Origin of the sequence: Sphingomonas sp. BGYR3 (assembly GCF_025153455.1) — a bacterium.
Classification (GTDB): Bacteria; Pseudomonadota; Alphaproteobacteria; order Sphingomonadales; family Sphingomonadaceae; genus Sphingomonas.
In genome coordinates this window covers 308949-335262 of record NZ_JANZNT010000002.1, presented here as the reverse complement: position 1 = coordinate 335262, position 26314 = coordinate 308949, and the positions used below count along the sequence as shown (strand labels likewise).

Below are 26314 nucleotides of genomic sequence, written 5' to 3'. Positions count from 1 at the left end.
AGGACACCCTCACCCTTCCCACCGCTGCGCGGCGGGCCCCTTCCCTCTCCCGCATGCGGGAGAGGGAGCACCGGGAGGCTGAAGCCGTCTTTCGCCTGCCCTATTCCTTGACCAGCACCCCGCCCTTTACGACCGTGACCGGCCCGGCGAGCAGGCCGACATCCTTGGTCGGATCGCCGGGGACGGCGACGATATCGGCATAGCGGCCGACGGCGATCGCGCCGACATCCTTTTCCCGGCCCAGCGCCTCTGCGGCGTTGCGGGTTGCGGCCTGGATCGCCTCCATCGGCGTCATCCCGTACTGGACCATGACGCGGAACTGGCCGCCAGCGGTGCCGTGCGGCATGACGCCCGCGTCCGATCCGAACACCATCCGCACGCCGGCCTTATGCGCCTTGCGGAAATTGTCCCGCTGAATCTGCGCAATCTCGCGGTCCTTGCGCAGGTTATCCTCCAGCACGCCGTTCTTCGCACCCTCGGCCTGGGTATAGTCGGTGTTGAAGATATCCATCGAGAACCAGACCGGCTGCTTGCGCTCGGCAGCCAGCTTGATGCCCTCGTCATCGACCAGGCTGGCATGTTCGATGGTGTCGATGCCGGCGCGGATCGCGGCCTTGATCCCCGCCGCGCCGTGCGCATGGGCGGCAACGCGCAGGCCCCATTGGTGCGCCTCGTCCGCGATGGCGCGCAATTCGCCCTCGGACAATTGCTGCTGCCCCGGTTCGGTATTGCGGGAAAAGACGCCGCCGGTCGCGCACACCTTGATAACTTCCGCGCCATATTTGCGCTGTTCGCGGACGATGCGGCGCAGCTCGTCCGGGCTGTCGCCCACCGCCACGCCCTTTGCCTTGAACGACGGGGGCAGATAGGTGCTGTCGCAATGCCCGCCCGTCGCGCCAAGGGCATGGGCGGCCGGAACGATGCGCGGCCCGGCGATCAGCCCCTCCTCGATCGCCTGCTTATAGGCGACGTCGTCGTAATTTTCCGACCCCACGTTCCGCACGGTCGTAAAGCCCGCCATCAGCATGTCGCGGGCATTGGCCGTCCCCTGCACCGCCCAGAAATTGTCGGTGAACTGAAGATTGGTGTAGCCGCCATATTTCGGGTTGCTGTCCAGATGGACGTGCATGTCGATCAGGCCGGGCAGGATCGTCTTTCCGGACAGGTCGATGTGCCGGACGTCGCTGCCCCAGCGCACGGTGCGGGCATCGGCGATGTTGGTGATGCGCCCGTCGGTGATGAACACGGCGGGATTGTCCACCATCTTGCCGGTCAGCACATCGACCATCCGGTCGGCGGTGACGACGACCGTTTCGGCAGACGCCGTGCCCGATGCGAGCGCAGCCGCAGCTAGTGCGCCCAACACAAAGGATTTCATGCCCCATTCCCCAAAGCGAACCACAAGATACGAGCCTGTGGCCGGCGGCGGGGCAATGTCAATCGGCGATGCGGGCGACGATCAGAGTTCGGTGCGCAGCCCGTGCAGCCCGACCTCGCGTTCGACCACGCGGCGGGTCCAGCGTTCGACCAGGCGGCTGAACGCCCCGGTCGCGGTGCCGGCTGACGGACCGATGCCGGTTTCTGCGCCCCAGCCATCGGCCAGCATCCGCAGCGAATCGGCATGGGTCAGCGCGTCCCCCTCAACCAGCATCGAGGCGAAGGGCAGCGGGATGCGCGGCGAGGCAAGGCTGGCCACCGGGCCGCCCTCGACCGGATCGACCATCAATGCCCCGGCCACGCGCTCCACATAGTAACGCGGGGTGAGCCGGCCCCACCAGGCCGCGGCAAAGCAGCCGACGCCGCTGGCGACCAGCATCACCGGGCGGGCGGCGTGATTCACCGCCTCATCCAGCTGAGCGGCCCAGCGATTTCGCTCAGGCACGCTGCGCCCGCGGAACGGCAGCGTGCGGGCATCGGGAAAGCGCACCCCGATCAGTTCGGCCAGCGCAGGCGGCAGGCCGCGCCGGTCGGGCAACAAAATCATCGAAACAGCGTCGGAGCGATGCAGCGCAAGCGAGGTCATGGCAATTCTCCCGCACGATTGTTGCGGACAGAATGCCTTAATCCTACCAAAAGACTAGATGGAAAATCTCCGGCGCGGCGATGTGTTCGTTTGCCGCGCCGGAATGATCCCTTGCCGGGTCAGCGATCACATATGCAGCGTGCGGCCATAGGCGGAAAGCACGCTTTCGTGCATCATTTCGGACAGGGTCGGGTGCGGGAAGACGGTGTTCATCAGCTCGACCTCGGTCGTCTCCAGCGTCTTGCCGACGGTATAGCCCTGAATCAGCTCGGTCACTTCGGCGCCGACCATGTGCGCGCCCAGCAGTTCGCCGGTCTTTGCGTCGAACACCGTCTTGATGAACCCTTCCGCCTCGCCCAGCGCAATCGCCTTGCCATTGCCGATGAAGGGGAAGTTGCCGACCTTGACCTCGTATCCCGCTTCCTTTGCCTTGGCTTCGGTCAGGCCGACGGATGCGACCTGCGGGTGGCAATAGGTGCAGCCCGGAATGTTGCGCGGGTCCATGGCGTGCGGATGGCCGCCGGTGATCGCTTCGACCGCGATGACGCCCTCATGGCTCGCCTTGTGCGCCAGCCATGGCGGCGCGGTGATATCGCCGATCGCCCAGATGCCGGGGACGTTGGTGGCGCAATCCGGCCCGGTTTTCAGGAAGCCGCGATCGTCCATGTCGACGCCCAGTTCCTTCAAGCCGATATTCTCGGTGTTGGGGACGATGCCGACCGCGACGATGACGTGGCTGAACTCCTCGGTCGTCTCCTTGCCGGCCTTGTCCTTCAGCTTGGCCTTCACGCCGTTGGCGCCGACCTCCAGCCCGTTGACGCCAGCGCCGGTCATGATCGTCATGCCCTGCTTCACCAGTGATTTTTCGAGGAAGGCGGACACATCGGCGTCCTCGACCGGCACGATGCGGTCCATCATTTCGACCACGGTCACCTTGGCGCCCATGTCGTTGTAGAAGCTGGCGAATTCGATGCCGATCGCGCCCGATCCGATGACCAGCAGCTTCGTGGGCATTTCGGTCGGCACCATCGCGTGGCGATAGGTCCAGACGCGCTTGCCGTCCGACTTGGCAAAGGGCAGTTCCCGCGCACGCGCCCCGGTGGCGACGATGATGTTCTTTGCGGTCAGCTCGGTCGCCTTGCCGTCCTTGTCGGTGACGGCCAGCTTGTCCTTCGCGGTCAGGCATCCCTCGCCCATGTGGACGGTGATCTTGTTCTTCTTCATCAGGTGGGTGACGCCCTGATTGAGCTGCTTGGCCACCCCACGCGAGCGCTTGACCACCGCGTCCAGATCGGCGCTGATCTTTTCGGCGACCAGGCCGTAATTCTTGGCGTGCTGCATGTAGTGATAGATTTCGGCCGAGCGCAGCAGCGCCTTGGTCGGGATGCAGCCCCAGTTCAGGCAGATGCCGCCCAGATTTTCGCGCTCCACGATCGCGGTCTTCAGGCCAAGCTGGCTGGCGCGGATCGCCGCGACATAGCCGCCGGGGCCGGAGCCGAGGACGATCAGGTCATAGGTATCAGCCACGATTGTGCTCCATCGAAAGCCCCTCTCCCCTGGCGGGAGAGGGGTTGGGGAGAGGGGGCCGTGCCACGAGCACGTCGGTCGATGCAGCAGCATCAACCTGCGCCGCGAGGATGCGATCGGCGACCCCCTCAGAATTGGTCAGAATGTCGTTGCTCCAAAACCGGATAACGCGAAACCCCTGCCCGGTGAGCCAGGCATCGCGCATGTCATCGCCCGGATCGCCGGCATGCTGGCCACCATCGGCTTCAACGATCACGCGGGTTTCGAAGCAGACGAAATCAGCGATGTAACGCTCGATCGGCTGCTGTCGGCGCCATTTCCACCCGGCGAGTTTTTTGGCGCGGAGGATCGACCAGAGCTTGCGTTCGGCGTCCGTGGAATCGCGGCGGAGCTGGCGAGCGCGGACCAGAAGGCCCCCCCTCCCTCCCACGCCTTCGGCGCGGGCCCCTCCCTCCCCCGCCAGGGGGGAGGGGTTGATGGGCTGCGCGATCATTCGCCGATGACCCGGGGCTTTCGGTGTTCGTCGATGGCGACGAAGACGAAGCGCGCCTCTGTCACCTTGCACAATTGTTCGCCGTGGCGGTCGCGGCACCAGCTTTCGACCTGGATGGTCAGGCTGGTGCGGCCGACCTTGATCAGGTCGGCATAGACCGACACTTCGTCCCCCACCCCGACGGGGCGGTGAAACTGCATGGCGTCGACCGCGATGGTGACGGCGCGCCCCTTTGCCCGGCGAGCGGCGACAAGGCCGGCGGCCATGTCCATCACGCTCATCAGCCAGCCGCCGAAAATGTCGCCATAGGGATTGGCGTCGGCGGGCATGGTGGTGACGCGCAGCGCCGGTTCGCCCGGCGGCGGACGGGTGGGATCGCGCTCAGCCATGGTGGCCCCGCCCTGCCCGGTCCTGCGCCAGCGCGCGCATCACGGGGCGGACGCCCATTGCGGCAGAGATCAGCATGGCAGCACCCGTCACCAGCCAGATATCGCCCGCGCCCTGCGGATAGGACCAGGCCGACAGCCAGCCGATGCCCAGCGCGGCGATCAGGCCAAGGGCGACGAACGCCAGTTCAATCCAGACCCGCATGGCTGCCGGTTCAGGCGATGAAGCCCAGCGGATTTTCGACCAGTTCCTTGAACAGCTTCATCAGCTCTGCCCCGTCGGCGCCGTCGATGGCGCGGTGGTCGAAACTGCCCGTGGCGCTCATCACCGTGGCAATGCCCAGCGCATCGTCGACGATATAGGGCCGCTTTTCACCGGCACCGATCGCCATGATCATGCCCTGGGGCGGATTGATCACCGCCTCGAACTGTTTGATGCCGAACATCCCCATGTTGGACAGGGACGCGGTGCCGCCCTGATACTGTTCCGGCTTCAGCTTGCCGTCCTTGGCAAGGGCGGCCAGTTCCTTCATCTCGGTTGAGATCTTGGCCATCGACTTGTTGGCCGCGTCACGGACGATCGGGGTGATGAGGCCCGTCGGGGTCGACACGGCGACCGACACGTCGGCGCGGTGATAGCTGATCAGCTGATCCCCGGCGAAGGTGACGTTGCACTTCGGCGTCTGTTCCAGCGCCACGCCCAGCGCCTTGATCAACAGATCGTTGACCGACAGCTTTACGCCGCGCGATTCCAGCCCCTTGTTCAGCTCGCCCCGCAGCTTGAGCAGCTTGTCGAGGCGGATGTCGACGGTGAGGTAGATGTGCGGGATCGTCTGCTTCGCCTCGGTCAGGCGGCGGGCGATCGTCTTGCGGATGTTCGACAGCTTGTCGGCGGTATGCGGGATCGAGTCGTCGAACCACACGGCCTTTGCCTCTGCCGGTGCGGCCGCAGGAGCAGGCGCGGCGGCGGCGGTCGGCGCGGAGGCAGCCGGTGCAGGCGCGGCAGCGGCCTTTGCGCCGGGCTTGGCATCCTCGACATCCGCCTTGACGATGCGGCCGCCGGGGCCGCTGCCCTGAAGCGCGGCAAGGTCCAGCCCCTTGTCAGCGGCGATGCGGCGGGCCAGCGGGCTGGCCTTTACCCGGTCGCCGGATGCGGCCGGTGCGGGCGCAGCCGCAGGGGCCGGGGCGGCAGCGGGGGCCGCAGGAGCGGCAGGCGCGGGCGCAGCGGCGGGTGCGGGTGCGGGTGCAGCAGCTTCGGCCTTTGCGGCGGGCTTGGCATCGACGGCGCCGGCGTCCTCGCCCTCTTCAGCGATGATGGCGATGACGGTGCCGACCTTTACGCCGTCGGTTCCCTCGGCAACCAGGATTTTCGCGATCACGCCTTCATCGACCGCTTCGAACTCCATCGTCGCCTTGTCGGTCTCGATCTCGGCCATGACATCGCCGGCCTTGACCGTGTCCCCTTCCTTGACCAGCCATTTGGCCAGCGTCCCTTCTTCCATGGTGGGCGACAGGGCGGGCATCTTGAGTTCGATCGACATGGAGTGTCCCGTTACTGGTCCGATGAATGGCCCTCCTTTGCCGCCAGCACCGGCAGGGTCAAGCCCGCCCCTTGCGAACCAGCGGTCGAGGCGTCACCTTTCATTCGTATTCGGGCGCCGTCGTCCGGCTGGGGGAGGATGATCGGTGCGGACCTATCTGGTGGTGGTGGATGAAAGCGCAGAGGCGGAGATCGCCCTGCGTTTTGCCGCGCGCCGTGCCGTCAAGACGGGCGGCCATGTCGAGATCCTGACGCTGATTCCCAAGCCGGATTTCGTCCAGTGGGGCGGCGTGATGGCGCAGATCGAGGCAGAGGCGCGGGAACGGGCAGAGGCGCTGGTCACGGCCGCGGCGGGCACGTTGCTGGCCGAATCGGGGCTGAGCCCGACGATCATCGTGCGCGAGGGCGACGGGGCCAAGGCAGTGCGGGAGACGATTGCCGGCAATCCCGAAATCGCCGCACTGGTGCTGGGTGCGGCGGCGGAGGGGGCGCCCGGCCCGCTGGTCACGCTGTTCGCGGCCGAGGCGGGGACGCTGGGCGTGCCGGTGATGATCGTTCCCGGCAGCCTGAGCCACGAGGCGCTGGACCGCCTTAGCTGATCGGCCGCCTGAGCGGATGGTACCGGGGATACGGCCCTTTAGCCCCTTGAGCGATTCGTTTTTTCCCGCCACGTTCCGGAAATGCGCACCCTGTTGATCGCTTCGCTGCTGCTGACCGCAGCCCATCCCGCCCTGGCGCAGGACGCGCCCTCGCCCGCCCGGTTGAAGGGCGACGTGGAAAAACTGGTTTCGTTCGGCACGCGCCATACCCTGTCCGATCCGGATCATCCGACGCGGGGCATCGGCGCTGCCCGCCGCTGGTTCGCCAACGAGCTGAACGCGATCAGCGAAAAGTGCGGCGGGTGCATCACCGTCAGCAACATCGCTCGCACCTTTACCGGCCCGCGCGTGCCGAACGGCGCCAATGTCGTCGACGTCCTGGGGTTCCAGGCGGGCGAGGAGAACAAGCGCGTCGTCATCATCATGGGCCATATCGACAGCCGGGTATCCGACGTGATGGACGCGACCAGCGATGCGCCGGGTGCCAATGACGATGCGTCGGGCACCGCGCTGGTGCTGGAAACCGCGCGCATCCTGTCCAAGGAAAAGTTCAAGGCGACGATCATCTATGCCGCGCTGTCGGGCGAGGAGCAGGGCCTGCTGGGCGGGCAGTTGCTGGCCGAAACGGCGCAGGCGGCGGGATGGGAAGTGTCGGCCGTGCTGAACAACGACATCGTCGGCAATACCGTGGGCCAGAATGGCGTGCGCGTGGCCGACCGGGTCCGCGTGTTTTCCGAGGGGATTCGCCAGATCGAGACGATCGACGAGCAAAAGGCCCGGCGCGGCAATGGCGGCGAGGATGACGGGCCGAGCCGGTCGCTGGCCAAGGGCATCGACCGGATGGCAGCCAAGATCCCCGGCGCGCTGGACGTGTTCGTCGTGCGCCGTCCGGACCGGTTCGGGCGCGGCGGCGATCATGAGGCGTTCCTGCGCCTTGGCTATCCCGCCATCCGTTTTTCCGTCGCGGCTGAAAATTACGACCAGCAGCATCAGGACCTGCGGACCGAGGGCGGCCGCGAATATGGCGACACCATCGACAAGATGGATTTCCCCTATCTGGCCAAGGTGACGGCGCTGAACGTCGCGGCCGCGCGCCAGTTTGCATCCGCGCCCGCCATTCCGAAGAATGTGGCGATCGAAGGGGCGCTGGCGACCGATACCACGGTCAGCTGGCAAGCCGTGCCCGGCGCGGCGAAATACCGCGTCCATTGGCGGCGCAACGATGCGCAGGATTGGACCGATCACCGCGACGTGACGGGTACGTCGACGGTGCTGAAGGATATCGTGGTCGACGATTATTTCGTCGGCGTGTCCGCGCTGAGCGCCGATGGGGCAGAAAGCGTGGTCAGCTTTGCCGGGCGGGCGCAGCGCCGACCCTAACCCGGCCGCGCCGCACGCCCCGGCAACGCGCATCAACGCAAACGGCGCAGCCTCCCCCGAAGCCGCGCCGTCCGCTCCCCCGCTCCGGAACCGGGAGTTACTTGCCCTTGGTGCGATAGACCCGCTTGAACGTCTTGGGCGGCGCATCGGAGCGATAGGTGCGCTCTTCGACCATCACGGCCGGATGCGGGCGTTCGCCCTCTACCCCGACAACCATCTGGGTTTCGATCACCGGCGGATAATACCAGCCATCGGCGACATAGCCTTCCTGAACGATGCGGGTGCGCTTGGCACCGATCGGGCCGAACACTTCGCCGCCATAGCGCCATTCGCCATCGGCAGGGCCGGCATGGTACGAGTCGCCATGATGCGGGCCGCCATGGCCGGGCGTGTCATAGGGCGCGCCGGGGCCCCGATCGTCGCGGCGGCCATCCTCTGCCGCGTCGATGGCCGCACCGGCAAGCGCGCCAAGGCCCGCACCGATCAGCGTGCCGCCCAGGCGATTGCCGCGCCCGGCGATCAGATTGCCGGCAACGCCGCCGACCAACGCACCGGCCACCGCGCCCTCGACATTGCTGTCCCGGCGATCGCTGGCGGCATAGCGGTCGTAGTAATCGCCGTCATAGGGCGCGCCGCCGTCTGCCACCGGGCCGTCATAGCGGTTCCAGTCGACATCGCGCACGGCGTCGGAAACCCGGCCATGATCGTCGACCAGCACGGCATCGTCATAATAGCGGACCCAGGTGTGGCCGCGCGGCGGCGCGGAAAAGCGATAACGCGGCCAGTCGCGGATCACGAATTGCGGGGCCACCCAATAGCTGGGCAGGACATAGCCGCGCACGGGCGCGACATAGCCGCCCCAGCCGCCGGGCGCATACACGCCGCCATGCCAGCGGCCATTGACCATCCCGCCCCAGCGATGATGCCCCCCGCCCCGATGGCCCACAACGGATTGCGCCTCTGCCGGCGCTGCAGCGGCCAGCATCGCCAGCACGGCGGCGGAAATCGGGATCAGGCGCATCGGCATTTCCTTACGGCTGGACACGGGGCGCAACGGGCGCGCGGCATCATGGTTGACGGGGAATTTACCAGCTTGCCCCGCGCCGTGGAAACGATGCTTGTTGGTTAAGCACTGTCCCGTTCCGGGTCAGCCGATGCGGGCGGCCAGGATGCGGGCCAGCGCCTCGCACCCCGCCTGATCCTGTGCATCGAACCGGTCGGGCAAGGGGCTGTCCAGATCCAGCACGGCAAGGACGCGGTCGCCCGACAGGATCGGCACGACCAGTTCGGACCGGCTGTCCGCATCGCAGGCGATATGGCCGGGAAAGGCATGGACATCGGGGACAAGCTGCGTTTCCCGCGTCGCCGCCGCCGCGCCGCACACGCCGCGCCCGAACGGGATGCGGATGCACGCGGCCTTGCCCTGAAACGGGCCGAGCACCAGCTCGTCCTTCACATTGCGATAGAAACCGGCCCAGTTGAGATCGGGCAGCACCTGCCAGATCAGGGCGGCGGCATTGGCCATGTTGGCAATCCCGTCCGGCTCATCGGCGGTCAGCGCATCCAGCGCATCGGCCAGCGCGGCATACATGGCGGGCTTGTCGGCGGAATCGATGTCAAAGCTGTACATGACCCGCCATGTAGCGATCGCCGGACCGTTGCGGGAGGGGTTGCGTGACATCGCCCCCGTGGGTTAGCCGACCCGCGATGCGCCATCCGCAGGGCGGCACGCCAGAGGAACCCGGAACCGATGACGCCCCTTTCGATCACCCTGTTGTCGTTCAGCATGTCCGCCGACGCCTTTGCCGCATCGGTGGGGCGCGGGGCGGCGAGCCGGCCCAGCCTGACGGCGGCGCTGCGCGGCGGGCTGGTGTTCGGCGTGGTGGAGGCGATCACGCCGCTGATCGGATGGACGCTGGGCCTGATCGCCGCCGGTTGGGTGGAGGCGGTGGATCACTGGATCGCGTTCGGCCTGCTGACGCTGGTCGGCGGGCACATGATCCTTCAGTCGTTCGGAACGGATGAGGATCCTGCGACGGATGCCACACCGGCGATCGTGCGGCGGGGCGGCGCGCCAGCCCTGGTCGCGACGGCCATCGGCACCAGCATCGATGCTGCGGCAATCGGGGTCGGCCTGGCCTTTATCGGGGTCAATATCTGGCTGATCGCGGCGTCCATCGGGATGACCACGTTCGCGATGACGACCATCGGCCTGTATCTGGGCGGATCGGTGGGCACCCGGCTGGGCAAGCGGGTGGAATTGCTGGGCGGCGTGATGCTGATCGGCATCGGCCTGTTCATTCTGGCCGATCATACCGGCTGGATCGCCTGACCGGTCAGCCCTTTGCCGGTTCGATGGTCAGCGACCGGAACCGGACGTCAAAGCCCGCACCCTCTGGCGCGGCCGCCATCACGCCGACGTCCAGCACGGGCGCAGCAGTCAGATGCCCCTGTCGCACCTCGCGCCAGGATTTGCCATCCGCGCTCCAGCTATAGGTAAAGGCTGACCCCTTGCGCGCCAGCCGGAACCACAGGTCGTTCGGGCTGGCATCGATGGGAAAACCGGACCAGTCGGAAAAATCCCGCGTGAACACCGCGCTGACGGTGGCCGCGCCGTCCACCCGTTCCACCCCGCATTTCAGCCAGGTTTCCGCGTCCAGCCGCACCATCAGCCCCGCCTGATCATATTGCGCGGCATAATCGCCGACGACATTGACCGTGGCGACGAAATCGCCGGTCACCCTTCGGCTGCGGAAATGGCCGTTGTCGGTAATGTAGCCGAAATAGGTCTTTCGCCAGAAATCGGTCTTTGGTTCGGCCCGCATCATCAGCCCGCCCGCGTCTTCGCGCCAGACGCGCGGCGGATTGAGCCAGCCGGCCGTATCCGCCCCCTGCGCAGCGACCCGCATGGGCATCAACGACGCCCCGCCCATGGCCGCCAGCACCATCCGCCTGTCCATCGCATCCTCCCGGCCCGTGATGATCGCCGGACAGGAATATGCCGCGATCCGCGACGACGACAAGCGATGAGGAGGGAAAGGATGGTGGGTCCGCCGGGATTCGAACCCGGGACCTCTCGATTAAAAGTCGCTTGCTCTACCGACTGAGCTACGGACCCCAACCATCGGCGACGCACCTAAGCGCAGAGCGGCGGGGCGTCAACCGAGCCGGGCAAGAAGGTGACGCATGGTCAGCCCGGTCAGCGGATCGCGCGCATCGGGGATCAGCGCCGCCAGCGGGCGTAGCACGAAATCGCGGCTGCGAAACTGCGGATGCGGCACGATCAGGCCGGGCGAGGCCCAGGGACCGGCCGACCACCACACGATGTCGAGATCGATGGGGCGCGCCGCCCAGCGTTGGCCGCGCCGCCGCCCGAACGCGGCCTCCACGCGCTTTAGCCGGGCGAGCAGCTCTGGCGGGCTTTCCTCGGTACCGATCAGGACGGCGGTGTTCGCAAAACGCCGGATCGACGGGCCGATGGGCGGCGTTTCGATCACCGGCGCGGCGGCAGTGATGCTGCCCAGCGCACGGATGGCAGCGGCCACCATCGCCCGCGGGCCACCATGGCGGCCCGGACGGTTGGAACCAATGGCCACGGCATAGCTTGTCTTTACCACCCGCTCCCCCTAGCCGACGAGGCCATGTTTCCAACTTCTCCGCTGCCCGAAACCGAACCGCCGCACAACTGCCCGCGCTGTCCGCGGCTGGTCGATTATCGTGAGGCGTGCCGCGCCGAATATCCCGGATGGTGGAATGCGCCCGTACAGGCGTTCGGCGATCCCGATGCGTGGCTGGTCATTGTCGGCCTGGCACCGGGCAAGCATGGCGCGAACCGCACCGGGCGGCCGTTCACCGGCGATTATGCCGGAGACCTGCTGTTCGCCACGCTGGCCAAATTCGGCCTGAGCGAGGGCGTGTACGCCAGCCGCATCGACGACGGCCTGACCCTGAATGGCGCAATGATCGTCAATTCGGTCAAATGCCTGCCCCCGCAGAACAAGCCGACGCCAGAGGAAATCCGCGCCTGTCGCCCGTTCCTGGACGGTCAGGTCGCGGCATTGCCAAATGCGCGGGTGTTCATCGCGCTGGGCCAGATCGCGCATCAATCGGCGGTCAAGGTGCTGGGCGGCAAATTGCCGAAGGCCAAGTTCGGGCATCTGGCCGAACACCGAATGCCGGACGGCCGGATGCTGATCGACAGCTATCATTGCAGCCGGTACAACACGAATACCGGGCGATTGACGGCAGAAATGTTCGAGGATGTATTTGCCCGCGCGCTGGAATTGCGGTGAATGGGGGAATAGTTTACTCTGCGTCGCAAGAGTACCGGCTGAAGAAGGGTAGAAGCGATGCTTGTATTGTTGCTTGCCACTGCCATGCTTGGCGATGCTGCCACGGCCAAGCCGCCAACCGCCCCATGCGATCAGCCGGTCATTCGTCATGCACGGAACGACCATCCGCCCGCACAGGGACAGACGCTGAACCGCGAACCGCTGGCCGATCAGGAAAAGGCGGTGATGCGCAATGACGGCCGCGGCTGCATGGTCCCCGTCAGGGTGCGCGAGAATATCGGCAACGCACAGCAGCGTTGATCGTCACTCCGCCGCCTGATGCAGGGCGATGCGATTACCCTCGCTATCCTCGATCTCTGCTACCCGGCCCAGTTCGCCCAGATCCTTGGGCGGATAGAGGATGGCTGCACCCGCCGCCGTTGCGCGGGCCAGCGCCGCGTCGAGATCGTCAACGCTGAAATACAGGATCGGCCCGGCCTTGGCAGGGATATAGACATCGCCCTTGACCAGCGCGCCGCTGGCGCCCGGTGCGCCGTTGGCGGCGGGGAACAGGGCCATCGGATAGCCATCGATGGTCGCCCGTTCGAAATCCGTGCCGAGCACGCGGGTGTAAAAGGCGACGGCGCGGTCCATGTCGCTGACCGGCAGCTCGAAATAGCCCACGGGATTCATCGGCCCCGCCCCCGCATGATGACAGCCCGCCAGCGCCAGGAGCAGCGTGGGCAGGACCGCCGCCCGCATCAGATATCCTGAACCAGCCGCCCGTAGAGTTCCGGCCGGCGATCACGGAAAAAGCCAAAGGCGGCGCGGTGGCGGCGGGCGAGATCGAGGTCGAGCGTCGCGGTAATCACGCCTTCTTCCTCCCGGTCCAGTTCGGCCAGGATATCGCCGCGTTCATCGGTGATGAAGCTGGTGCCGTAAAAGGTCTGGCCATGCTCTGTCCCCACGCGGTTGGCGGCGACGACCGGGACGACGTTGGATACCGCATGGCCGACCATCGCGCGGCGCCACAGCCGGGCGGTATCCAGGCTGTCGTCATGCGGTTCCGATCCGATCGCAGTCGGATAGAACAGGATTTCCGCACCCATCAGCATCATCGCGCGGGCGGTTTCGGGATACCATTGGTCCCAGCACACCCCGACGCCCAGCGTCGTCTGTGGCCCCTTCCACACCTTGAACCCCGTATTGCCGGGGCGGAAATAGAATTTTTCCTCATACCCCGGACCGTCCGGAATATGGCTCTTGCGATAAATGCCCTGCACCCGGCCATCGGGATCGATCATCGCCAGCGAATTGTAATGGTGCGGCCCGTCGCGTTCGAAAAAGCTGGTCGGAATCCAGATTTTCAGGTCGGCGGCCAGCGCCTGCATGGCCAGCACCGCCTTGTGCTCGTCCACCGGCTTTGCATTGGCGAACAGCCCCTCATCCTCGACGCGGCAGAAATATTCGCCCTCGAACAGTTCGGGCGGCAGCACGACCTGCGCGCCCCGGCCGGCGGCTTCGCGCACCAGGCGGGTGACATTGGCAATGTTGCGGTCGATGTCCGGCCCGAGGCCAAGCTGAAGGGCGGCAACGCTAATCTGGGTCATGGGATGCTCCGGTGCCGGATCAACGGCTGGGGATTTGCTGGCTGATGCAGTGGAAACTGCCGCCGCCGGTCAGGATATGGTCCGCCCGCTGGCCGATCACGCGGCGGCCGGGGAACAGCGCGGCGATGGCCTCGATCGCGGCATCGTCATTGGGCTGGCCGTACAGCGGCACGACCACGGCGGCATTGCCGATATAGAAGTTCATGTAGCTGGCCGGGATGATCTGCTCATCCTCGTCCAGGACCCGGCCGGGCGACGGGATGCGGACCAGATCGACGCCGCCCGCGCGCGCCGCATCGGCCGCCATCTGGTACACCCGCCAGTTGGGATCGTTTTCCGCCGCTTCGGGAATGGCCAGCCGGTTTTCGCCGACAAAGCGGGCCAAATTGTCGACATGGCCATCGGTATGATCGTTCAGCAGCCCCTCGCCCAACCAGAGGAAGCGCGTGAAGCCGAGATCGGCGGTCAGCCGCGCCTCGATGTCCCGCTGCGACAGGCCGGGGTTGCGGTTAGGGTTGAGCAGGCATTGTTCAGTGGTGACAAGCAGGCCGGTGCCATCGCCGTCGATGGCGCCCCCTTCCAGCACCCAGTCATGCCGGATCGCGTGGAAATGCCGCCGCGCCGCCAGCCGCTGACCGATCGTGTCGTCCCCCGGCAGGTCGTATTTGCCGCCCCAGCCGTTGAAGCCGAACGCATGGGCGTGATGATCCCCGCCGATGATCGGGCCGGTATCGCGCAGCCAGATGTCGCCGAACGGTTCGACGACCACCTGGGCAAACCGCCCTGCCATCGCCTGGGCCGCGCGGCCCGCCTCTTCATCGGCGGCGACCAGGATTACCTTTTCCCCATCCCCGTCGGCATGGACGGCTTCGGCAAAGGCGGCGACCTCCGCCCGCGCGGGTTCAAGGTCCTCGACCCACAGTTCGGGGTGGCTCGGAAACCCGATCCAGACGGCGTCATGGTGCGCCCATTCTGCGGGCGGCGGAGGCGGAGGCGTTGTCATGCGCCGCCATATAGGGGCGAACGAGGACGCGGGGGAGAGGGAGTTTGAACCGGCGCGTTACTTCGCCCCGGCCCGGCTCTTGTCGCGCACTGCCCGGAACTCCGCGGTCGGATACCAGTTGGGCCAAGCATCGCCATCGGCCAGCTGGCGGCCAAGCCGGTAGTATAGCGTCAGGTCGGCGACCGCCCCGTCCCAGTTCCACGACGCATCATATTCGTCCTGCGGCTTGTGATAGCGTTTTTCGACATAATCATTGGCGGCGGCGGCACCCGCCTGCACCCCGCCGTCGAACAGGTCCTCGCCGCTTTCGCCGTACAGCATGGGCACGCCCAGCTTGGCGAAGCTGAAATGGTCGGACCGGTAGTAATAGCCCTTTTCCGGGCTGGGTTCGGGCCGGATCATGCGGCCTGCCCCCTCGACAATCGGTTTCACCAGATCCTCAAGCTGCGACTTGCCGACGCCGACCAGCACGAAATCGCGCGCCGGGCCGTTGATGTTCAGCCCGTCCATGTTCACCCCGCCCACCGTCTTTGCCAGCGGATAGACCGGGTTTTCGGCATAGTATTTCGATCCCAGCAAGCCCGATTCCTCGGCCGTGACGGCCAGGAACACCATGCTGCGCCGCGCCGGTCCCGCCTTGGCATGGGCGCTGGCCAGTTCGATCAGACCCGCCGTTCCGGTGGCGTTGTCGAGCGCGCCGTTGCAGATATCGTCGCCGTCCACCGCATCGCAGCGGCCCAGATGGTCCCAATGGGCGGTGTAAAGGACATAGTCGTCCGGCGCAGCCGTGCCCGGCAGGATGCCGATGACGTTGCGCGACGCCTGACGCTTGATCGTCTGATCGAACTGCGTGCTCGCCTTCAGCCCCAGCGGCACCGCCTTGAACCCCTTTTGCCGTGCAGCGGCGGCGAGCGTCCCGAAATCCTTGCCCGCGCTGGCGAACAGGCGCTTTGCCGCATCCAGCTGGACCCAGCCGATGACACTACTTTCGTCCAGATTTTCGTCGCCCGGATCCTGGATCAGCTGCGGCCCGGTCCAGCTCGACTGCACCACGCCCCAGCCATAGGCGGCCGGTTCGGTATCATGGACGATGATCGCCGCTGCCGCGCCCTGCCGCGCCGCTTCCTCATATTTGTAGGTCCAGCGGCCATAATAGGTCATCGCCCGGCCACCGAACGGCCCGTCCAGCGTCGTGCTTTCCCAATCCGGATCGTTGATCAGGATGACGACCGTCTTTCCCTTTACATCCACTCCGGCATAATCGTTCCAGCCGCGTTCGGGGGCATTGATGCCATAGCCGACGAACACGACCTCGCTGTCCTTCACCGACACGGTCGGCACGACGCGATAGGTTCCGATCACGGCATCGGTGCGATAGGCAAAGGACAGTGGCGTGCGGCCGCCCGAAATCGTCAGCGGCTGGACATTGGCGGCAGTCAGTTCGACCAGTGGCACGTCCTGCGTCCATTCGCCCTTGTTGCCCGGTTGCAGGCCCGCCGCCTTCATCCGCTCGATCAGATAGGCGACGGTCTTTTCCTCGCCCGCCGTGGTCGGCGCCCGCCCCTCGAACGCATCCGACGCCAGCGTCTGCGTCATCTCCTTCAGCGCATCGGCGGAAATGGCGGGCGCTTGCTGCGCGTGAAGCGGCGAGACGGTGATGGCAGCAAGACTGGCAGCGATCGCAAGACGCATGAAACTCTCCCGCAGAAATGGCGTGCCGCAATGCTGGCACCTGCCGCGCCCGGGGGCAATGGGGTCGGGTACCGTCATCCGAAATGCGCAGCAGTTCCGATCCGATCCCGTGCCGGTGAATGACGGATCGTAAATTGCGATTGCACTGCCGATCAAAATCCGGCCAATTATTCCGGGCGGGTTTCAATTGGCTGAGAAGACAGAACAAAAGCTGGTCGGTACTTCAAATTGGGGGATGATTGCATGTCGCGCGTATCATGGATGCTGACGTTCGCTTATCTTGCCTGTGGCACCGCTGCGGTCGCACAATCGGTGCCGGCATCGTCGCCGCAGACGCTGGCCGAGGCATTTGGTGCGCGCGAACGAATACTGGACGCCAGCCTGTCGCCAAGCGGAACCCGGATCGCGCTGGTGTCGCCGGGGCCCGGACAGTCGGCCGTCGTTCAGGTGATGGACCTGACGACCAAGGAGACAAAGCCGGTCAACTATGCCGACGGCAAGCCCCTGTCCCTGAACAGCTGTGGCTGGGCATCGGACACCCGGCTGGTCTGCACCCTGTATGGCGTTGCCGAATCGGACGGCCCCCTGCTCGGTTATCAGCGGCTGATCGCGTTCGACGCGGATGGCGGCAATGTCACTTCGCTGTCGGCCGTCGAACGCAAGCAGCGTTATATCCAGCAGTCGGACGGCTATGTGCTCGATTGGCGGGACGGCACCAGCAATGAAGTGCTGCTGGTCCGCAATTACGTGCCGACGCGGTCGACGCTCAATTCGATCGGCTCCATGTCCGAGGGGCTGGGCGTCGACCTGCTCGACACGGCCACGGGCAAGGTGAAGCATATCGAAAGCGCCGATCCGCTGGCCAATCGTTACATCAGCGACGGCAATGGCGTCGTGCGCATCATGGGCCGCGACACCGCATTCCGATACGGATACCAAACGCGCGGCCAGACCAGCTTTGTCTATCGCACGCCCGGTCAGCGGCAATGGCTGCCACTGTCCACCTATGATTCCACGTCCGGAACCGGCATGTGGCCGGTGGCAGTCGATGGCCGCACGAACATGGCCTATGTGCTGGAAAAGCTGGACGGGCGCGATGCCCTGTACCGGGTATCGCTGGACGGGAGCCTGAAGAAGGAACTGGTGCTGGCCAATCCAAAGGTCGACATCAGCGGCGTCATCCGGGTGGGGCGGCACGGGCGGGTCGTGGCGGCAAGCTATTCCGACGAACATTCGGCCGCAGAATATTTCGACGCCGCCTATGCCGACCTTGTGGAGAAGCTGCGCCGCGCGCTGCCCAAGCTGCCGATCATATCGGTGATCGATTCAAGCGCCGACGAACGCAAACATCTGGTCTATGCCGCCAGCGACACCGATCCCGGTCGCTATTATCTGTTCGATCAGGACAAGAAACAGCTGTCGCTGGTCGGCGCGGTGCGTCCGCAGGTTGCCGATGCAAAGATCGGGGTGCAGCAACCCATCACCTACAAGGCCAGCGACGGCACGGTCGTTCCCGGCTATCTGACCCGTCCGCCGGGGTCGGAGGGGAAAAAGCTGCCCGCGATCGTGATGCCGCATGGCGGCCCCGAATCGCGTGACGAATGGGGATTCGACTGGCTGGCGCAGTTCTTTGTCAGTCGCGGCTACGCCGTCATCCAGCCCAATTATCGCGGATCGTCCGGATATGGCGAAGAATGGATCATGGAAAACGGCTTTCGGTCGTGGAAAACCGCGATCAGTGACATCAACGATGCCGGCCGGTGGATGGTCGCCGAGGGGATTGCCGATCCGGACAAGCTGGCGATCGTCGGCTGGTCCTATGGCGGCTATGCGGCGCTCCAGTCGAACGTGCTGGACCCCGACCTGTTCAAGGCCGCCGTCGCCATCGCCCCGGTCACCGATCTGGAGATGCTGCGCAACGAGCAAAAGGGATTTACCAACACGCGCCTCGCTCAGGCCTATATCGGCGAAGGGCCCAATCTGGTTGCGGGATCGCCCACCCGCTTTGCCGACAAGTTCAAGGCACCGGTGCTGATGTTCCATGGGGATATCGACATCAATGTCGGCGTGGCGCAGTCGCGCGCCATGCAACAGGCGCTGACTAAATCAGGCAAGCCGGTGGACCTGATCGTTTATCCCGGCATTGCCCATTCCCTGTCGGATTCGGCCGTGCGCAGCGACATGCTTGCCCGCACCGATGCGTTCCTGACGCGGACGCTGGCGCGATAGCCGCGCCCTATACGCCGGGCCCTTGCGCAGGCCCGGCATGCGGAGGGCGGAAATGAGCCCGTCGCCAGGGGGCGTGATCGCGTTCCCATGGTTCGACGGGCGCATCGTCCAGATACCCGAAAAAGCTGGCGATCAGGCGATGCTCCGGATCGGCGATCGCAGTGCGTCCGTGCATGAAGCGGCTGTTGTCCAGCATCAGCAGGTCGCCCGCCTGCCAGGCGACAGCGACGGTCAGCCGCTCCGCCGCTGCGCGGATGATGTTCAGCCAGGCATCGGGAAACGGCGTGCCATCGTCCAGCAGGGGAAACCGGTCGAGCATCAGATAATCGCGCGCGAACAGCAGGAAATTGCCGAACGCCAGCGCATCGGTGAACATCGGGCGATGCAGCACGGGGCGAATGAAGATCTGCACAATGCCGTGCGGCGTCCGCCGAAAGCGATAGGGAACGTGAACCGGCGGCGATTCCAGCAGCGCGTCCGCAGGATCCTCGCTGCCCAGCCAGTAGCGCAGCACCGCCGGATTTGCCGGGCGGATATGGACAAGCCGCCGCCGGGCCAGCGTCTCTACCAGATCGGCCGGCAATGCACGGACAAGCGCCACGCCATCGCAAATCGTGGTCATGCCGCCCTGCCCCGCCGGCACCAGGCAGTGAAAGAAACAGCAATCGGGTTTCCAGGGCTCACGCGACAATTCGGGATGCAGCGGAAACGGATCGCCGCCGCCGTTCACCGTCTGAATATTCGGTTCGGCGCGCAGCAGCAGCCGGTCCGGGCTTTCGTTGAAGACGGAGGTCGAACAGAAGCGCGCGGCAAACCGATGAAACCCGTCCAGATCGGCTGGAAATCCGCGAAACAGCAAGGCGCCGTGATCGCGGTACAGGCCCGCCACCCATTCGCGGTCAAGCGCATCGAACGACGCATCGTCGCCGGCATGGATGACGGCCAGCGGATCATAGGATGATGGGCGTGTCAGAAATGCCATGCTATTGCTCGCTCACCCCGCCCCTATAGGCGCGATCCGCATGCGGAAGGAAGCATCCATGACCGCCGTCAGCCCGGTTCCCTTGGACCAGCTGCTTGCCAGCCCGGACCATCATGGCCATGCCATTGACGGTTCCGACATGCTGTTCGCCCGGATGTCCCGCACCCATTATGCGGAATCGATCTTTCTGGATCAGCGGATCGTCCGCGCCGCGCAGGACAATGTGCGTGTACCGCTGTCGGCACTGGGACAGATGGCTTCGGCATCCCCCCTGCCCGCCACGTGGATTTTTCACATGGCGCATTGCGGATCGACGTTGCTGGCTCGGGCGCTGGACCGGCCCGACGGTCCGCTGGTGCTGCGCGAGCCCGTGCCGCTGCGCCAGATTGCGGCGGCCCTTGCCCAGCGGCCGGCCGATCCACGACCGCTAGCCGCCCTGTATCGCATCGCCGCCGCACTCGCCAGCCGACGCTATCGGCCCGACTGGCCCACGATCATCAAGGCGAATGTGCCCGTCAACTTCGCGATCGATCCATTGCTAGACAGTGCGGGCAGCCAGGCGGTGTTTCTCTATTTCCCGCTTGAACCCTATCTGGCGGCGGTCCTGCGCAGCGACGGGCACCGGCAATGGGTGGGCAGGATCACCGAAGAGCTGAAACCGGCGATCGAAGCCAGCGCGGGGCCATTGGGCGGCCTGGATCCGGTCGGCCGTGCGGCGATCCTGTGGCTGGCACAGACGCGCCGTTTCATCGCCGCCATGGATCGCTATCCGGCAAGCTGGTCGCTGGATGCGGGGTCGCTGACGGCCCAGCCCGGCGCAACGCTGGATGCGCTGGCCGATCGGCTTGGTCTTGACTGGATGGCCGGTCAGGGGCGGGCGATTGCCGAGGGGCCGCTGTTTTCGACCTATTCGAAAAAGGATGGCGTCCGTTTCGACGATGCCATGCGGCGCGCGCGCGAGGCGGCGGTGCTGGACCAGCTGGGCGATGCCATCCCCCGTGCACGGGCGCTGATCGCCGAGCGGACGGCCGGCAATCCGCTGCCGGACGCGATGCCGCGGCCTGTACACGGCGGGGCGGCTCCGCTGATGGCGCGGGGGCGCTGACCCACGAAAAAGGGGGCGGTCCGCGTGGAACCGCCCCCCGTTTTTCCGTTCAGCCGGAAGAACCGGCCGATCCGATCAGCGCGAATAGAATTCGACGACCAGGTTCGGTTCCATCTTCACCGGATAGGGCACTTCATCCAGCGTCGGGACGCGGGTGAAGGTGACCTTGGCATTGCCATCCGGGGCGACGTAATCGGGAATGTCGCGCTCGGCCAGGCCCTGCGCTTCCAGCACCAGGGCCATTTCCTTGGCCTTGCTGCCCAGCGTGATTTCCTCACCCGGCTTCACGCGGCGCGAGGCGATGTTGCACTTCACGCCGTTGACGCGGACATGGCCGTGGCTGACCAGCTGACGCGCGGCGAAGATCGTCGGCGCGAACTTGGCGCGGTACACGATCATGTCCAGACGCTGTTCCAGCAGGCCGATCAGGTTCTGGCCGGTATCGCCCTTCAGCCGCGACGCTTCCTCATAGGTGCGCTTGAACTGCTTTTCGGTGATGTCGCCATAATAGCCCTTCAGCTTCTGCTTGGCGCGCAGCTGGATGCCGAAATCCGACATCTTGCCCTTGCGACGCTGGCCGTGCTGACCGGGGCCGTATTCCCGCTTGTTCACCGGGCTCTTCGGACGACCCCAGATGTTTTCGCCCATCCGGCGGTCGAGCTTGTACTTGGCGCTCTGGCGCTTCGACATATCAAATCCTTTGCAACTTCGAACGACGTTGGCAGGTGCCCATGGGCGCCCGCCGCAATCCCGGTCTTCGCCTGTTTCCGGACAAGCCAGAGCAGGGCCACCGCTTCACCGGGGATACGGGGCCGATTGCGAAGGCGCGCGGTTAGCCGCCGGGTCGTCCGGAGTCAAGCTGGACAGGCGCGCCCGGCCCGCCTAACCGCGATTCCATGAGCGAGCCGCTGTCCCCCACCCGATGCACCACTATGGCAGAGGTCCGCGCCGGCGTGGACGCGCTTGACCGTCAGCTGGTCGCCATGCTGGCCACCCGGTTCGGCTATATGGACGCGGCCGCACGGATCAAGCCGGAGCGGGCCATGGTGCGGGACGAGACGCGCAAGGCCGCGGTTATCGCCAATGCGCGGGCCGAGGCGGAGCGGCTGGGCGCGCCGGCCGACCGGATCGCCGCGCTGTGGGAAACGCTGGTCGAAAGCTCGATCGCGCACGAGCTGGAGCGGTTTGACGCCAGCCGTTCCTAACGCTGACGCGGGCGGGCCAGCGTGCTGAGCACGCCGCGCATCGTCCGCACCTCCATCGCATTCCACGCCGGTTTGGTCAGCAGGCCGCGCAAGGTCCGCCGGGTCACGTCCGTCCGCTCCGGCGGATGGAAATAGCCCGCCGGCATCAGCATCCCCTCAAGCTGTTCGATCAGCCCTTCCAGCTCGCCCTGCGGCGCGGGGGGATCAAGGTCGGTCGCCGTCGGCTGAGCCAGCGCCACGCCCTTTGACCATTCATAGGCGCACAGGATCACCGCCTGAGCGAGGTTGAGCGAACCGAACTGCGGATTGATCGGCACGGTCAGGATGGTGCGGGCCAGCGCCACATCGTCGGTTTCCAGCCCGGATCGTTCCGGCCCGAACAGATAGGCCGAGCGCCCCGGCCCGGCATGGATCGCGCGCGCCGCCTGTTCCGGCGTCACCACCGGCTTGGTCACGCCGCGCTTGCGCACCGTGGTGGCATAGACATGGGCGCAATCGGCCACCGCATCGGCCACGCTGTCGAACACCCGCGCCTGTTCCAGCACGATGTCCGCGCCCGATGCCGCAGGGCCGGCCGCCGGATTGGGCCAGCCGTCGCGGGGCGTGACCAGCCGCATTTCGGTCAGCCCGAAATTGAGCATCGCACGGGCCGCCTTGCCGATATTCTCGCCCAGTTGCGGGCGGACCAGCACGATGACGGGGGGCGGTACGGTATCGCTCACGCCTTGCCCACCTCGGTCACGGAACCGGCAAATTCCTCGAAATCGCGGGCCTCGCGGAAATCCTTATAGACGCTGGCAAAGCGGATATAGGCGACGGAATCGAGCGTCTTCAGCCCCTCCATCACCAGTTCGCCGATGCGGGTCGAGGTCACTTCGCCCTCGCCCTGGGTTTCCAGCTGACGCTGGATCGAGCTGACCAGCCGTTCGACCTGGGTGCCGTCGATCGGCCGCTTGCGGCACGCGATCGAGATGGAGCGGACCAGCTTTTCGCGCTCGAACGGCTCGCGGCGCTCCTCGGACTTCAGCACGACCAGGTCGCGCAGCTGAATCCGTTCGAACGTCGTGAAGCGGGCGCCGCATCCCTCGCACTGGCGGCGGCGGCGAATGGCCGTGCCGTCCTCGGTCGGGCGGCTGTCCTTCACCTGGCTCGCCTCATGGGCGCAGAATGGGCAACGCATTATTCAATCCTGACGGGTGCGGTGCCGGCCCACTCCCCTTCCCGGCCACCCATATGATACTGCCGTTGGGTGGCCGGGAGGGGGAGTGGGCCGGCACCGAGCACGGGCGCTAGAGCGTCAAATCAACCGTAAATCGGGAAACGGGCGCAAAGCGCGCGGACGCGGGCGCGGACATCCGCCTCTACCGCCGGATCGCCGCCTTCGCCCTTGTTCTTCAGGCCGTCGAGCACATCGGCGACCATGTGGCCGATTTCGCGGAATTCGGCGACCCCGAAGCCGCGCGTCGTGCCCGCAGGCGTGCCCACGCGGATGCCGCTGGTCTTGGCCGGCGGCAGCGGGTCGTTGGGGATCCCGTTCTTGTTGCAGGTGATGCCCGCCCGCTCCAGCGCCTCGTCAGCATCCTTGCCGGTGACGCCCAGCGGACGCAGGTCAATGAGCGCCAGATGCGTGTCGGTGCCGCCCGCGATCACATCGGCCCCCCGCTCCTTCAGCGTCGCGGCCAGCACCTTGGCGTTTTCGACGACGGCACGGATATAGGTCTTGTAATCGGGCTGCAGCGCCTCGCCGAACGCCACGGCCTTGGCCGCGATGACGTGCATCAGCGGGCCGCCCTGCATCCCCGGAAACACCGCCGAATTGAACTTCTTGGCCAGCGCCTCGTCATTGGTCAGGATCATGCCGCCGCGCGGGCCGCGCAGCGTCTTGTGCGTGGTCGTGGTGGCGACATGGGCATGGGGAAAGGGCGAGGGATGCTGACCCGCCGCCACGATGCCGCTGAAATGCGCCATGTCGACCATGAAGAACGCGCCAACCTTGTCCGCGATGGCGCGGAACCGGGCAAAGTCGATGACCCGCGGATAGGCGGAACCGCCCGCGATGATCAGCTTGGGCTGATGCTCGACGGCCAGCGCCTCGACCGCGTCGTAATCGATGAGGTGGGTGACCGGATCGACGCCATATTGAACGGCATTGAACCACTTGCCGCTCATCGCCGCCTTGGCACCGTGGGTCAGGTGGCCGCCGGCATCCAGGCTCATGCCCAAGATCGTGTCGCCTGGCTTGACCAGCGCCAGCATCACCGCGCCGTTCGCCTGCGCCCCCGAATGGGGCTGAACATTGGCGAAACCGCAACCGAACAGCGCCTTTGCCCGCTCGATCGCCAGCGTTTCGACGGTGTCGGACGGGTGGCAGCCCTGATAGTAACGCTTGCCCGGATAGCCTTCGGCATATTTGTTGGTGAAGACCGACCCCTGCGCCTCCATCACCGCGCGGCTGACGATGTTTTCCGACGCGATCAGTTCGATCTGCGTCTGCTCACGCTCCAGCTCATCGGCGACACCGGCGAACACCTCGGCATCGGCATCGGACAGCGACCGCGTGAAGAAACCGTCCGGCTGGACATCGGCCAGCGAACGGGGGGACAGGGTCTGGGGCTGGGTGCTCATCGGCCGGGCCTCGAATCGGATGGGCGGCACGGGCATGAGCCGCCTTCATGCTTCGGCGCGCCATCTATCCGCTTGGCGCGCCGATTGCCACTGCCCATTATAGGGATCGCGCGATCACCCGCACGAAAGGATTCCCATGGGGCGCATGACGCCGAACTTGCCCGCTCTGGTCGGGATGCCCAGCGGGGCGAAATGGCTTGGCCTGGCCGGGCTGCTGCCGCAACTGGCCTGTGTGGCCGTGCTGGTTTCCGGCAATGTCGAATGGCGGTTTGCCGCGCTGGCCATCGCATGGCTCTATGCCGCGCTGATCCTCAGCTTTCTGGGCGGCACCTGGTGGGGGCTGGCCGCCCGCCAACAGGAACCGTCTGCGGGGCTGTTCGCGATCGCGGTGGTCCCGTCCCTTATTGCGCTGGCGACCATCTGGCCATGGCTGGTCGGCGATCCGTGGCCGCAGCCGTCGCTGTTCCTGCTGGGCCTGGTGATCCTCGCCTCGCCCTTTGTCGATGCCTGGTTCTATCGCCAGCGGCTGACCCCGGCATGGTGGATGGGGCTGCGCGTGCCGCTGTCCATCGGGCTTGGCCTGTTGACGATGATTGCCAGCGGGTTCGGCACGCCCGTCGTCTAGGGTCCGTTTATCCCAGCACCCGGCCCAGCTTTTCGACGCGGCGGGCGTGGCGGTCGCCGCCGAAATCCTGCGCCAGAAACGCCTCGATGCACGCCTTGGCCATGTCGAGGCCGGTCAGGCGGGCGCCCATGGCGATGACGTTCGCATCATTATGGTCGCGGGCCAGGCGCGCGGACAACGGCTCCGACACCAGCGCGCAGCGGCAGGCCGGGTGGCGATTGACGGCGATGGAGATGCCGATGCCCGATCCGCACAGCGCAATGCCGTAATCCGCCCCGCCGCCGGCCAGATGTTCCGCCAGGGCAAAGCCGTAATCCGGATAATCCACGCTGTCCGTGCCGTGTGGCCCCAGATCCTCGACCGAATAGCCCTGCGTGCCGAGCCAGGCGACGAGCGCAGCCTTCAGTTCCAGTGCGGCATGGTCGGATGCGATGGCAATGCGAAGGGTCATATGGGTCCTGCAGCGAAAGAATTGGGCCCGTCTAGGCCGTTCAAGCGTTCCGCGCTAGGCTGAACCCCATTGCTAATGCCCGGAGATGACGATGCGCTATCTTGTTCCCGCCCTGCTGGTGCCGATCACCCTGACCCTGAGCGCGTGCGGCGGCGGCACGCAAACCCCCGGATCGACCAATGCCGCCGATGCCATGCCGAACGAGGTCATCGACCTGCCGGTCGAGGGCAATGACGCGATCGGCAACGAAAGCGCGGTCGCCAATGAATGGACCGGCCGCTGGATCGGTGTCGAGGGCACATACGCCACCATCGTCCCGGACGAGGAGGTCGGCCCCGGCCATTACCGGATCAACATGAAATACGGCCTGGATGACACCATGGCCGGCAATTATTCCGCCGTGGCCGAGGGCGACACGCTGACCTTTACCCGCCCCGACGGGGATCAGGTGCTGAAGCGCGGCGACGGTGCGGCGACCGGCATGAAGTATCTGGCCGAAAAGAAGGACTGCATCGTCGTGAAGACGGGCGAAGGCTATTGCCGGGATTGATCCCGGCGGCTAGCCAAC

General features: G+C 66.0%; 32 protein-coding genes and 1 tRNA gene. 11 read left to right on the top strand and 22 right to left on the bottom strand.

What is annotated here, in order from left to right; all coding sequences use genetic code 11:
* Positions 1–100 precede the first annotated feature (100 nt).
* From NYR55_RS13465 to NYR55_RS13435, 7 genes are all read right to left on the bottom strand, one after another.
* The gene (locus NYR55_RS13465) at positions 101–1378 is read right to left on the bottom strand and encodes an amidohydrolase family protein (RefSeq protein ID WP_260022037.1); all 1278 of its coding nucleotides are present in this window, start codon (positions 1376–1378) and stop codon (positions 101–103) included.
* A gap of 81 nt (positions 1379–1459) precedes the next feature.
* Positions 1460–2023, bottom strand: coding sequence for an alpha/beta hydrolase (locus tag NYR55_RS13460; protein WP_260022035.1), 564 nt, complete (start codon positions 2021–2023; stop codon positions 1460–1462).
* 126 nt (positions 2024–2149) lie between these two features.
* Positions 2150–3550 carry a dihydrolipoyl dehydrogenase gene (gene lpdA, locus NYR55_RS13455; RefSeq protein WP_260022034.1) on the bottom strand — a complete coding sequence of 467 codons (1401 nt, stop codon included), beginning with the start codon at positions 3548–3550 and terminating at the stop codon, positions 2150–2152.
* On the bottom strand, positions 3543–4043 hold the full coding sequence (locus tag NYR55_RS13450; protein ID WP_260022033.1) for a DUF559 domain-containing protein: 501 nt from the start codon (positions 4041–4043) through the stop codon (positions 3543–3545). Before NYR55_RS13450 ends, lpdA begins: the two co-directional genes overlap by 8 nt.
* On the bottom strand, positions 4040–4432 hold the full coding sequence (locus tag NYR55_RS13445) for an acyl-CoA thioesterase (protein WP_260022032.1): 393 nt from the start codon (positions 4430–4432) through the stop codon (positions 4040–4042). Before NYR55_RS13445 ends, NYR55_RS13450 begins: the two co-directional genes overlap by 4 nt.
* Positions 4425–4634 (bottom strand): hypothetical protein, encoded by a 210-nt coding sequence (locus tag NYR55_RS13440; protein ID WP_260022031.1) that lies wholly within the window; start codon positions 4632–4634, stop codon positions 4425–4427. Before NYR55_RS13440 ends, NYR55_RS13445 begins: the two co-directional genes overlap by 8 nt.
* A 10-nt stretch (positions 4635–4644) precedes the next feature.
* The gene (locus NYR55_RS13435) at positions 4645–5970 is read right to left on the bottom strand and encodes a pyruvate dehydrogenase complex dihydrolipoamide acetyltransferase (protein ID WP_260022030.1); all 1326 of its coding nucleotides are present in this window, start codon (positions 5968–5970) and stop codon (positions 4645–4647) included.
* Positions 5971–6115: 145 nt separating this feature from the next.
* Between NYR55_RS13435 and NYR55_RS13430 the strand changes: the two genes are divergently transcribed.
* Both NYR55_RS13430 and NYR55_RS13425 read left to right on the top strand, forming a co-directional pair.
* Positions 6116–6568: a universal stress protein gene (locus NYR55_RS13430; protein WP_260022029.1), complete on the top strand. Its 453-nt coding sequence runs from the start codon at positions 6116–6118 to the stop codon at positions 6566–6568.
* A gap of 81 nt (positions 6569–6649) precedes the next feature.
* A complete protein-coding gene (locus NYR55_RS13425; protein WP_260022028.1) occupies positions 6650–7948 on the top strand; it encodes a M28 family metallopeptidase in 1299 nt (432 codons plus the stop codon).
* A gap of 97 nt (positions 7949–8045) precedes the next feature.
* On the opposite strand, the gene NYR55_RS13420 is transcribed toward NYR55_RS13425, so the two are convergent.
* Both NYR55_RS13420 and NYR55_RS13415 read right to left on the bottom strand, forming a co-directional pair.
* On the bottom strand, positions 8046–8969 hold the full coding sequence (locus tag NYR55_RS13420) for an RcnB family protein (protein ID WP_260022027.1): 924 nt from the start codon (positions 8967–8969) through the stop codon (positions 8046–8048).
* Between the two features lie 126 nt (positions 8970–9095).
* Positions 9096–9578, bottom strand: a complete 483-nt coding sequence (locus tag NYR55_RS13415) for a GAF domain-containing protein (RefSeq protein ID WP_260022026.1) — start codon at positions 9576–9578, stop codon at positions 9096–9098.
* A 120-nt stretch (positions 9579–9698) separates the two neighbouring features.
* Between NYR55_RS13415 and NYR55_RS13410 the strand changes: the two genes are divergently transcribed.
* Entirely contained in the window at positions 9699–10280 is a 582-nt protein-coding gene (locus NYR55_RS13410) for a manganese efflux pump MntP family protein (protein ID WP_260022024.1), read from the top strand.
* Positions 10281–10284: 4 nt separating this feature from the next.
* On the opposite strand, the gene NYR55_RS13405 is transcribed toward NYR55_RS13410, so the two are convergent.
* A complete protein-coding gene (locus NYR55_RS13405; protein WP_260022023.1) occupies positions 10285–10863 on the bottom strand; it encodes a DUF1349 domain-containing protein in 579 nt (192 codons plus the stop codon).
* Between NYR55_RS13405 and NYR55_RS13400 the strand changes: the two genes are divergently transcribed.
* Entirely contained in the window at positions 10856–10978 is a 123-nt protein-coding gene (locus tag NYR55_RS13400; protein ID WP_260022022.1) for a hypothetical protein, read from the top strand. The genes NYR55_RS13405 and NYR55_RS13400 overlap by 8 nt on opposite strands.
* Before the next feature lie 12 nt (positions 10979–10990).
* Here NYR55_RS13400 and NYR55_RS13395 read toward each other — a convergent pair.
* A tRNA-Lys gene (locus NYR55_RS13395) sits at positions 10991–11066 on the bottom strand.
* Between the two features lie 40 nt (positions 11067–11106).
* Positions 11107–11565: a 2-amino-4-hydroxy-6-hydroxymethyldihydropteridine diphosphokinase gene (folK, locus tag NYR55_RS13390; RefSeq protein ID WP_260022021.1), complete on the bottom strand. Its 459-nt coding sequence runs from the start codon at positions 11563–11565 to the stop codon at positions 11107–11109.
* 24 nt (positions 11566–11589) lie between these two features.
* Here folK and NYR55_RS13385 point away from each other — a divergent pair, with 24 nt between their 5' ends.
* A complete protein-coding gene (locus NYR55_RS13385; RefSeq protein WP_260022020.1) occupies positions 11590–12240 on the top strand; it encodes a uracil-DNA glycosylase in 651 nt (216 codons plus the stop codon).
* Positions 12241–12297: 57 nt separating this feature from the next.
* Positions 12298–12540: a hypothetical protein gene (locus NYR55_RS13380; RefSeq protein ID WP_260022019.1), complete on the top strand. Its 243-nt coding sequence runs from the start codon at positions 12298–12300 to the stop codon at positions 12538–12540.
* A gap of 3 nt (positions 12541–12543) precedes the next feature.
* Here NYR55_RS13380 and NYR55_RS13375 read toward each other — a convergent pair whose 3' ends face one another.
* From NYR55_RS13375 to NYR55_RS13360, 4 genes are read right to left on the bottom strand one after another with little or no spacing between them, the layout of a single operon-like run.
* Positions 12544–12981 (bottom strand): VOC family protein, encoded by a 438-nt coding sequence (locus NYR55_RS13375; RefSeq protein ID WP_260022018.1) that lies wholly within the window; start codon positions 12979–12981, stop codon positions 12544–12546.
* Positions 12981–13829, bottom strand: a complete 849-nt coding sequence (gene aguB, locus NYR55_RS13370) for an N-carbamoylputrescine amidase (RefSeq protein ID WP_260022017.1) — start codon at positions 13827–13829, stop codon at positions 12981–12983. Before aguB ends, NYR55_RS13375 begins: the two co-directional genes overlap by 1 nt.
* Before the next feature lie 19 nt (positions 13830–13848).
* Positions 13849–14832: an agmatine deiminase family protein gene (locus tag NYR55_RS13365; protein ID WP_260022016.1), complete on the bottom strand. Its 984-nt coding sequence runs from the start codon at positions 14830–14832 to the stop codon at positions 13849–13851.
* Between the two features lie 57 nt (positions 14833–14889).
* Positions 14890–16524 carry a M28 family peptidase gene (locus NYR55_RS13360; protein ID WP_260022015.1) on the bottom strand — a complete coding sequence of 545 codons (1635 nt, stop codon included), beginning with the start codon at positions 16522–16524 and terminating at the stop codon, positions 14890–14892.
* 243 nt (positions 16525–16767) lie between these two features.
* Between NYR55_RS13360 and NYR55_RS13355 the strand changes: the two genes are divergently transcribed.
* Entirely contained in the window at positions 16768–18753 is a 1986-nt protein-coding gene (locus NYR55_RS13355; protein WP_260022014.1) for a S9 family peptidase, read from the top strand.
* A 7-nt stretch (positions 18754–18760) separates the two neighbouring features.
* Here NYR55_RS13355 and NYR55_RS13350 read toward each other — a convergent pair whose 3' ends face one another.
* Positions 18761–19735 carry a TauD/TfdA family dioxygenase gene (locus NYR55_RS13350; RefSeq protein WP_260022013.1) on the bottom strand — a complete coding sequence of 325 codons (975 nt, stop codon included), beginning with the start codon at positions 19733–19735 and terminating at the stop codon, positions 18761–18763.
* 58 nt (positions 19736–19793) lie between these two features.
* Between NYR55_RS13350 and NYR55_RS13345 the strand changes: the two genes are divergently transcribed.
* Positions 19794–20840, top strand: coding sequence for a hypothetical protein (locus NYR55_RS13345; protein WP_260022012.1), 1047 nt, complete (start codon positions 19794–19796; stop codon positions 20838–20840).
* Between the two features lie 75 nt (positions 20841–20915).
* Here the strand turns inward: NYR55_RS13345 and rpsD are convergent, their stop codons facing one another.
* On the bottom strand, positions 20916–21530 hold the full coding sequence (gene rpsD / locus NYR55_RS13340; RefSeq protein ID WP_260022011.1) for a 30S ribosomal protein S4: 615 nt from the start codon (positions 21528–21530) through the stop codon (positions 20916–20918).
* Between the two features lie 206 nt (positions 21531–21736).
* Here rpsD and NYR55_RS13335 point away from each other — a divergent pair, with 206 nt between their 5' ends.
* Positions 21737–22045, top strand: coding sequence for a chorismate mutase (locus tag NYR55_RS13335; RefSeq protein ID WP_260022010.1), 309 nt, complete (start codon positions 21737–21739; stop codon positions 22043–22045).
* Here NYR55_RS13335 and NYR55_RS13330 read toward each other — a convergent pair.
* The 3 genes from NYR55_RS13330 to glyA all read right to left on the bottom strand — a co-directional run bounded on the left by NYR55_RS13330 (position 22042) and on the right by glyA (position 24670).
* Positions 22042–22767: an RNA methyltransferase gene (locus tag NYR55_RS13330; RefSeq protein WP_260022009.1), complete on the bottom strand. Its 726-nt coding sequence runs from the start codon at positions 22765–22767 to the stop codon at positions 22042–22044. The genes NYR55_RS13335 and NYR55_RS13330 overlap by 4 nt on opposite strands.
* Entirely contained in the window at positions 22764–23225 is a 462-nt protein-coding gene (nrdR, locus tag NYR55_RS13325; protein ID WP_260022008.1) for a transcriptional regulator NrdR, read from the bottom strand. The genes NYR55_RS13330 and nrdR overlap by 4 nt, the downstream gene beginning before the upstream one ends.
* A gap of 122 nt (positions 23226–23347) precedes the next feature.
* Positions 23348–24670: a serine hydroxymethyltransferase gene (gene glyA / locus NYR55_RS13320; protein WP_260022007.1), complete on the bottom strand. Its 1323-nt coding sequence runs from the start codon at positions 24668–24670 to the stop codon at positions 23348–23350.
* A gap of 145 nt (positions 24671–24815) precedes the next feature.
* Between glyA and NYR55_RS13315 the strand changes: the two genes are divergently transcribed.
* On the top strand, positions 24816–25295 hold the full coding sequence (locus NYR55_RS13315; RefSeq protein WP_260022006.1) for a DUF3429 domain-containing protein: 480 nt from the start codon (positions 24816–24818) through the stop codon (positions 25293–25295).
* Between the two features lie 7 nt (positions 25296–25302).
* Here NYR55_RS13315 and rpiB read toward each other — a convergent pair whose 3' ends face one another.
* Entirely contained in the window at positions 25303–25746 is a 444-nt protein-coding gene (gene rpiB / locus NYR55_RS13310; protein ID WP_260022005.1) for a ribose 5-phosphate isomerase B, read from the bottom strand.
* A 91-nt stretch (positions 25747–25837) separates the two neighbouring features.
* On the opposite strand from rpiB, the gene NYR55_RS13305 reads away from it, so the two are divergent.
* A complete protein-coding gene (locus NYR55_RS13305) occupies positions 25838–26296 on the top strand; it encodes a hypothetical protein (RefSeq protein WP_260022003.1) in 459 nt (152 codons plus the stop codon).
* Positions 26297–26314: the final 18 nt, after the last annotated feature.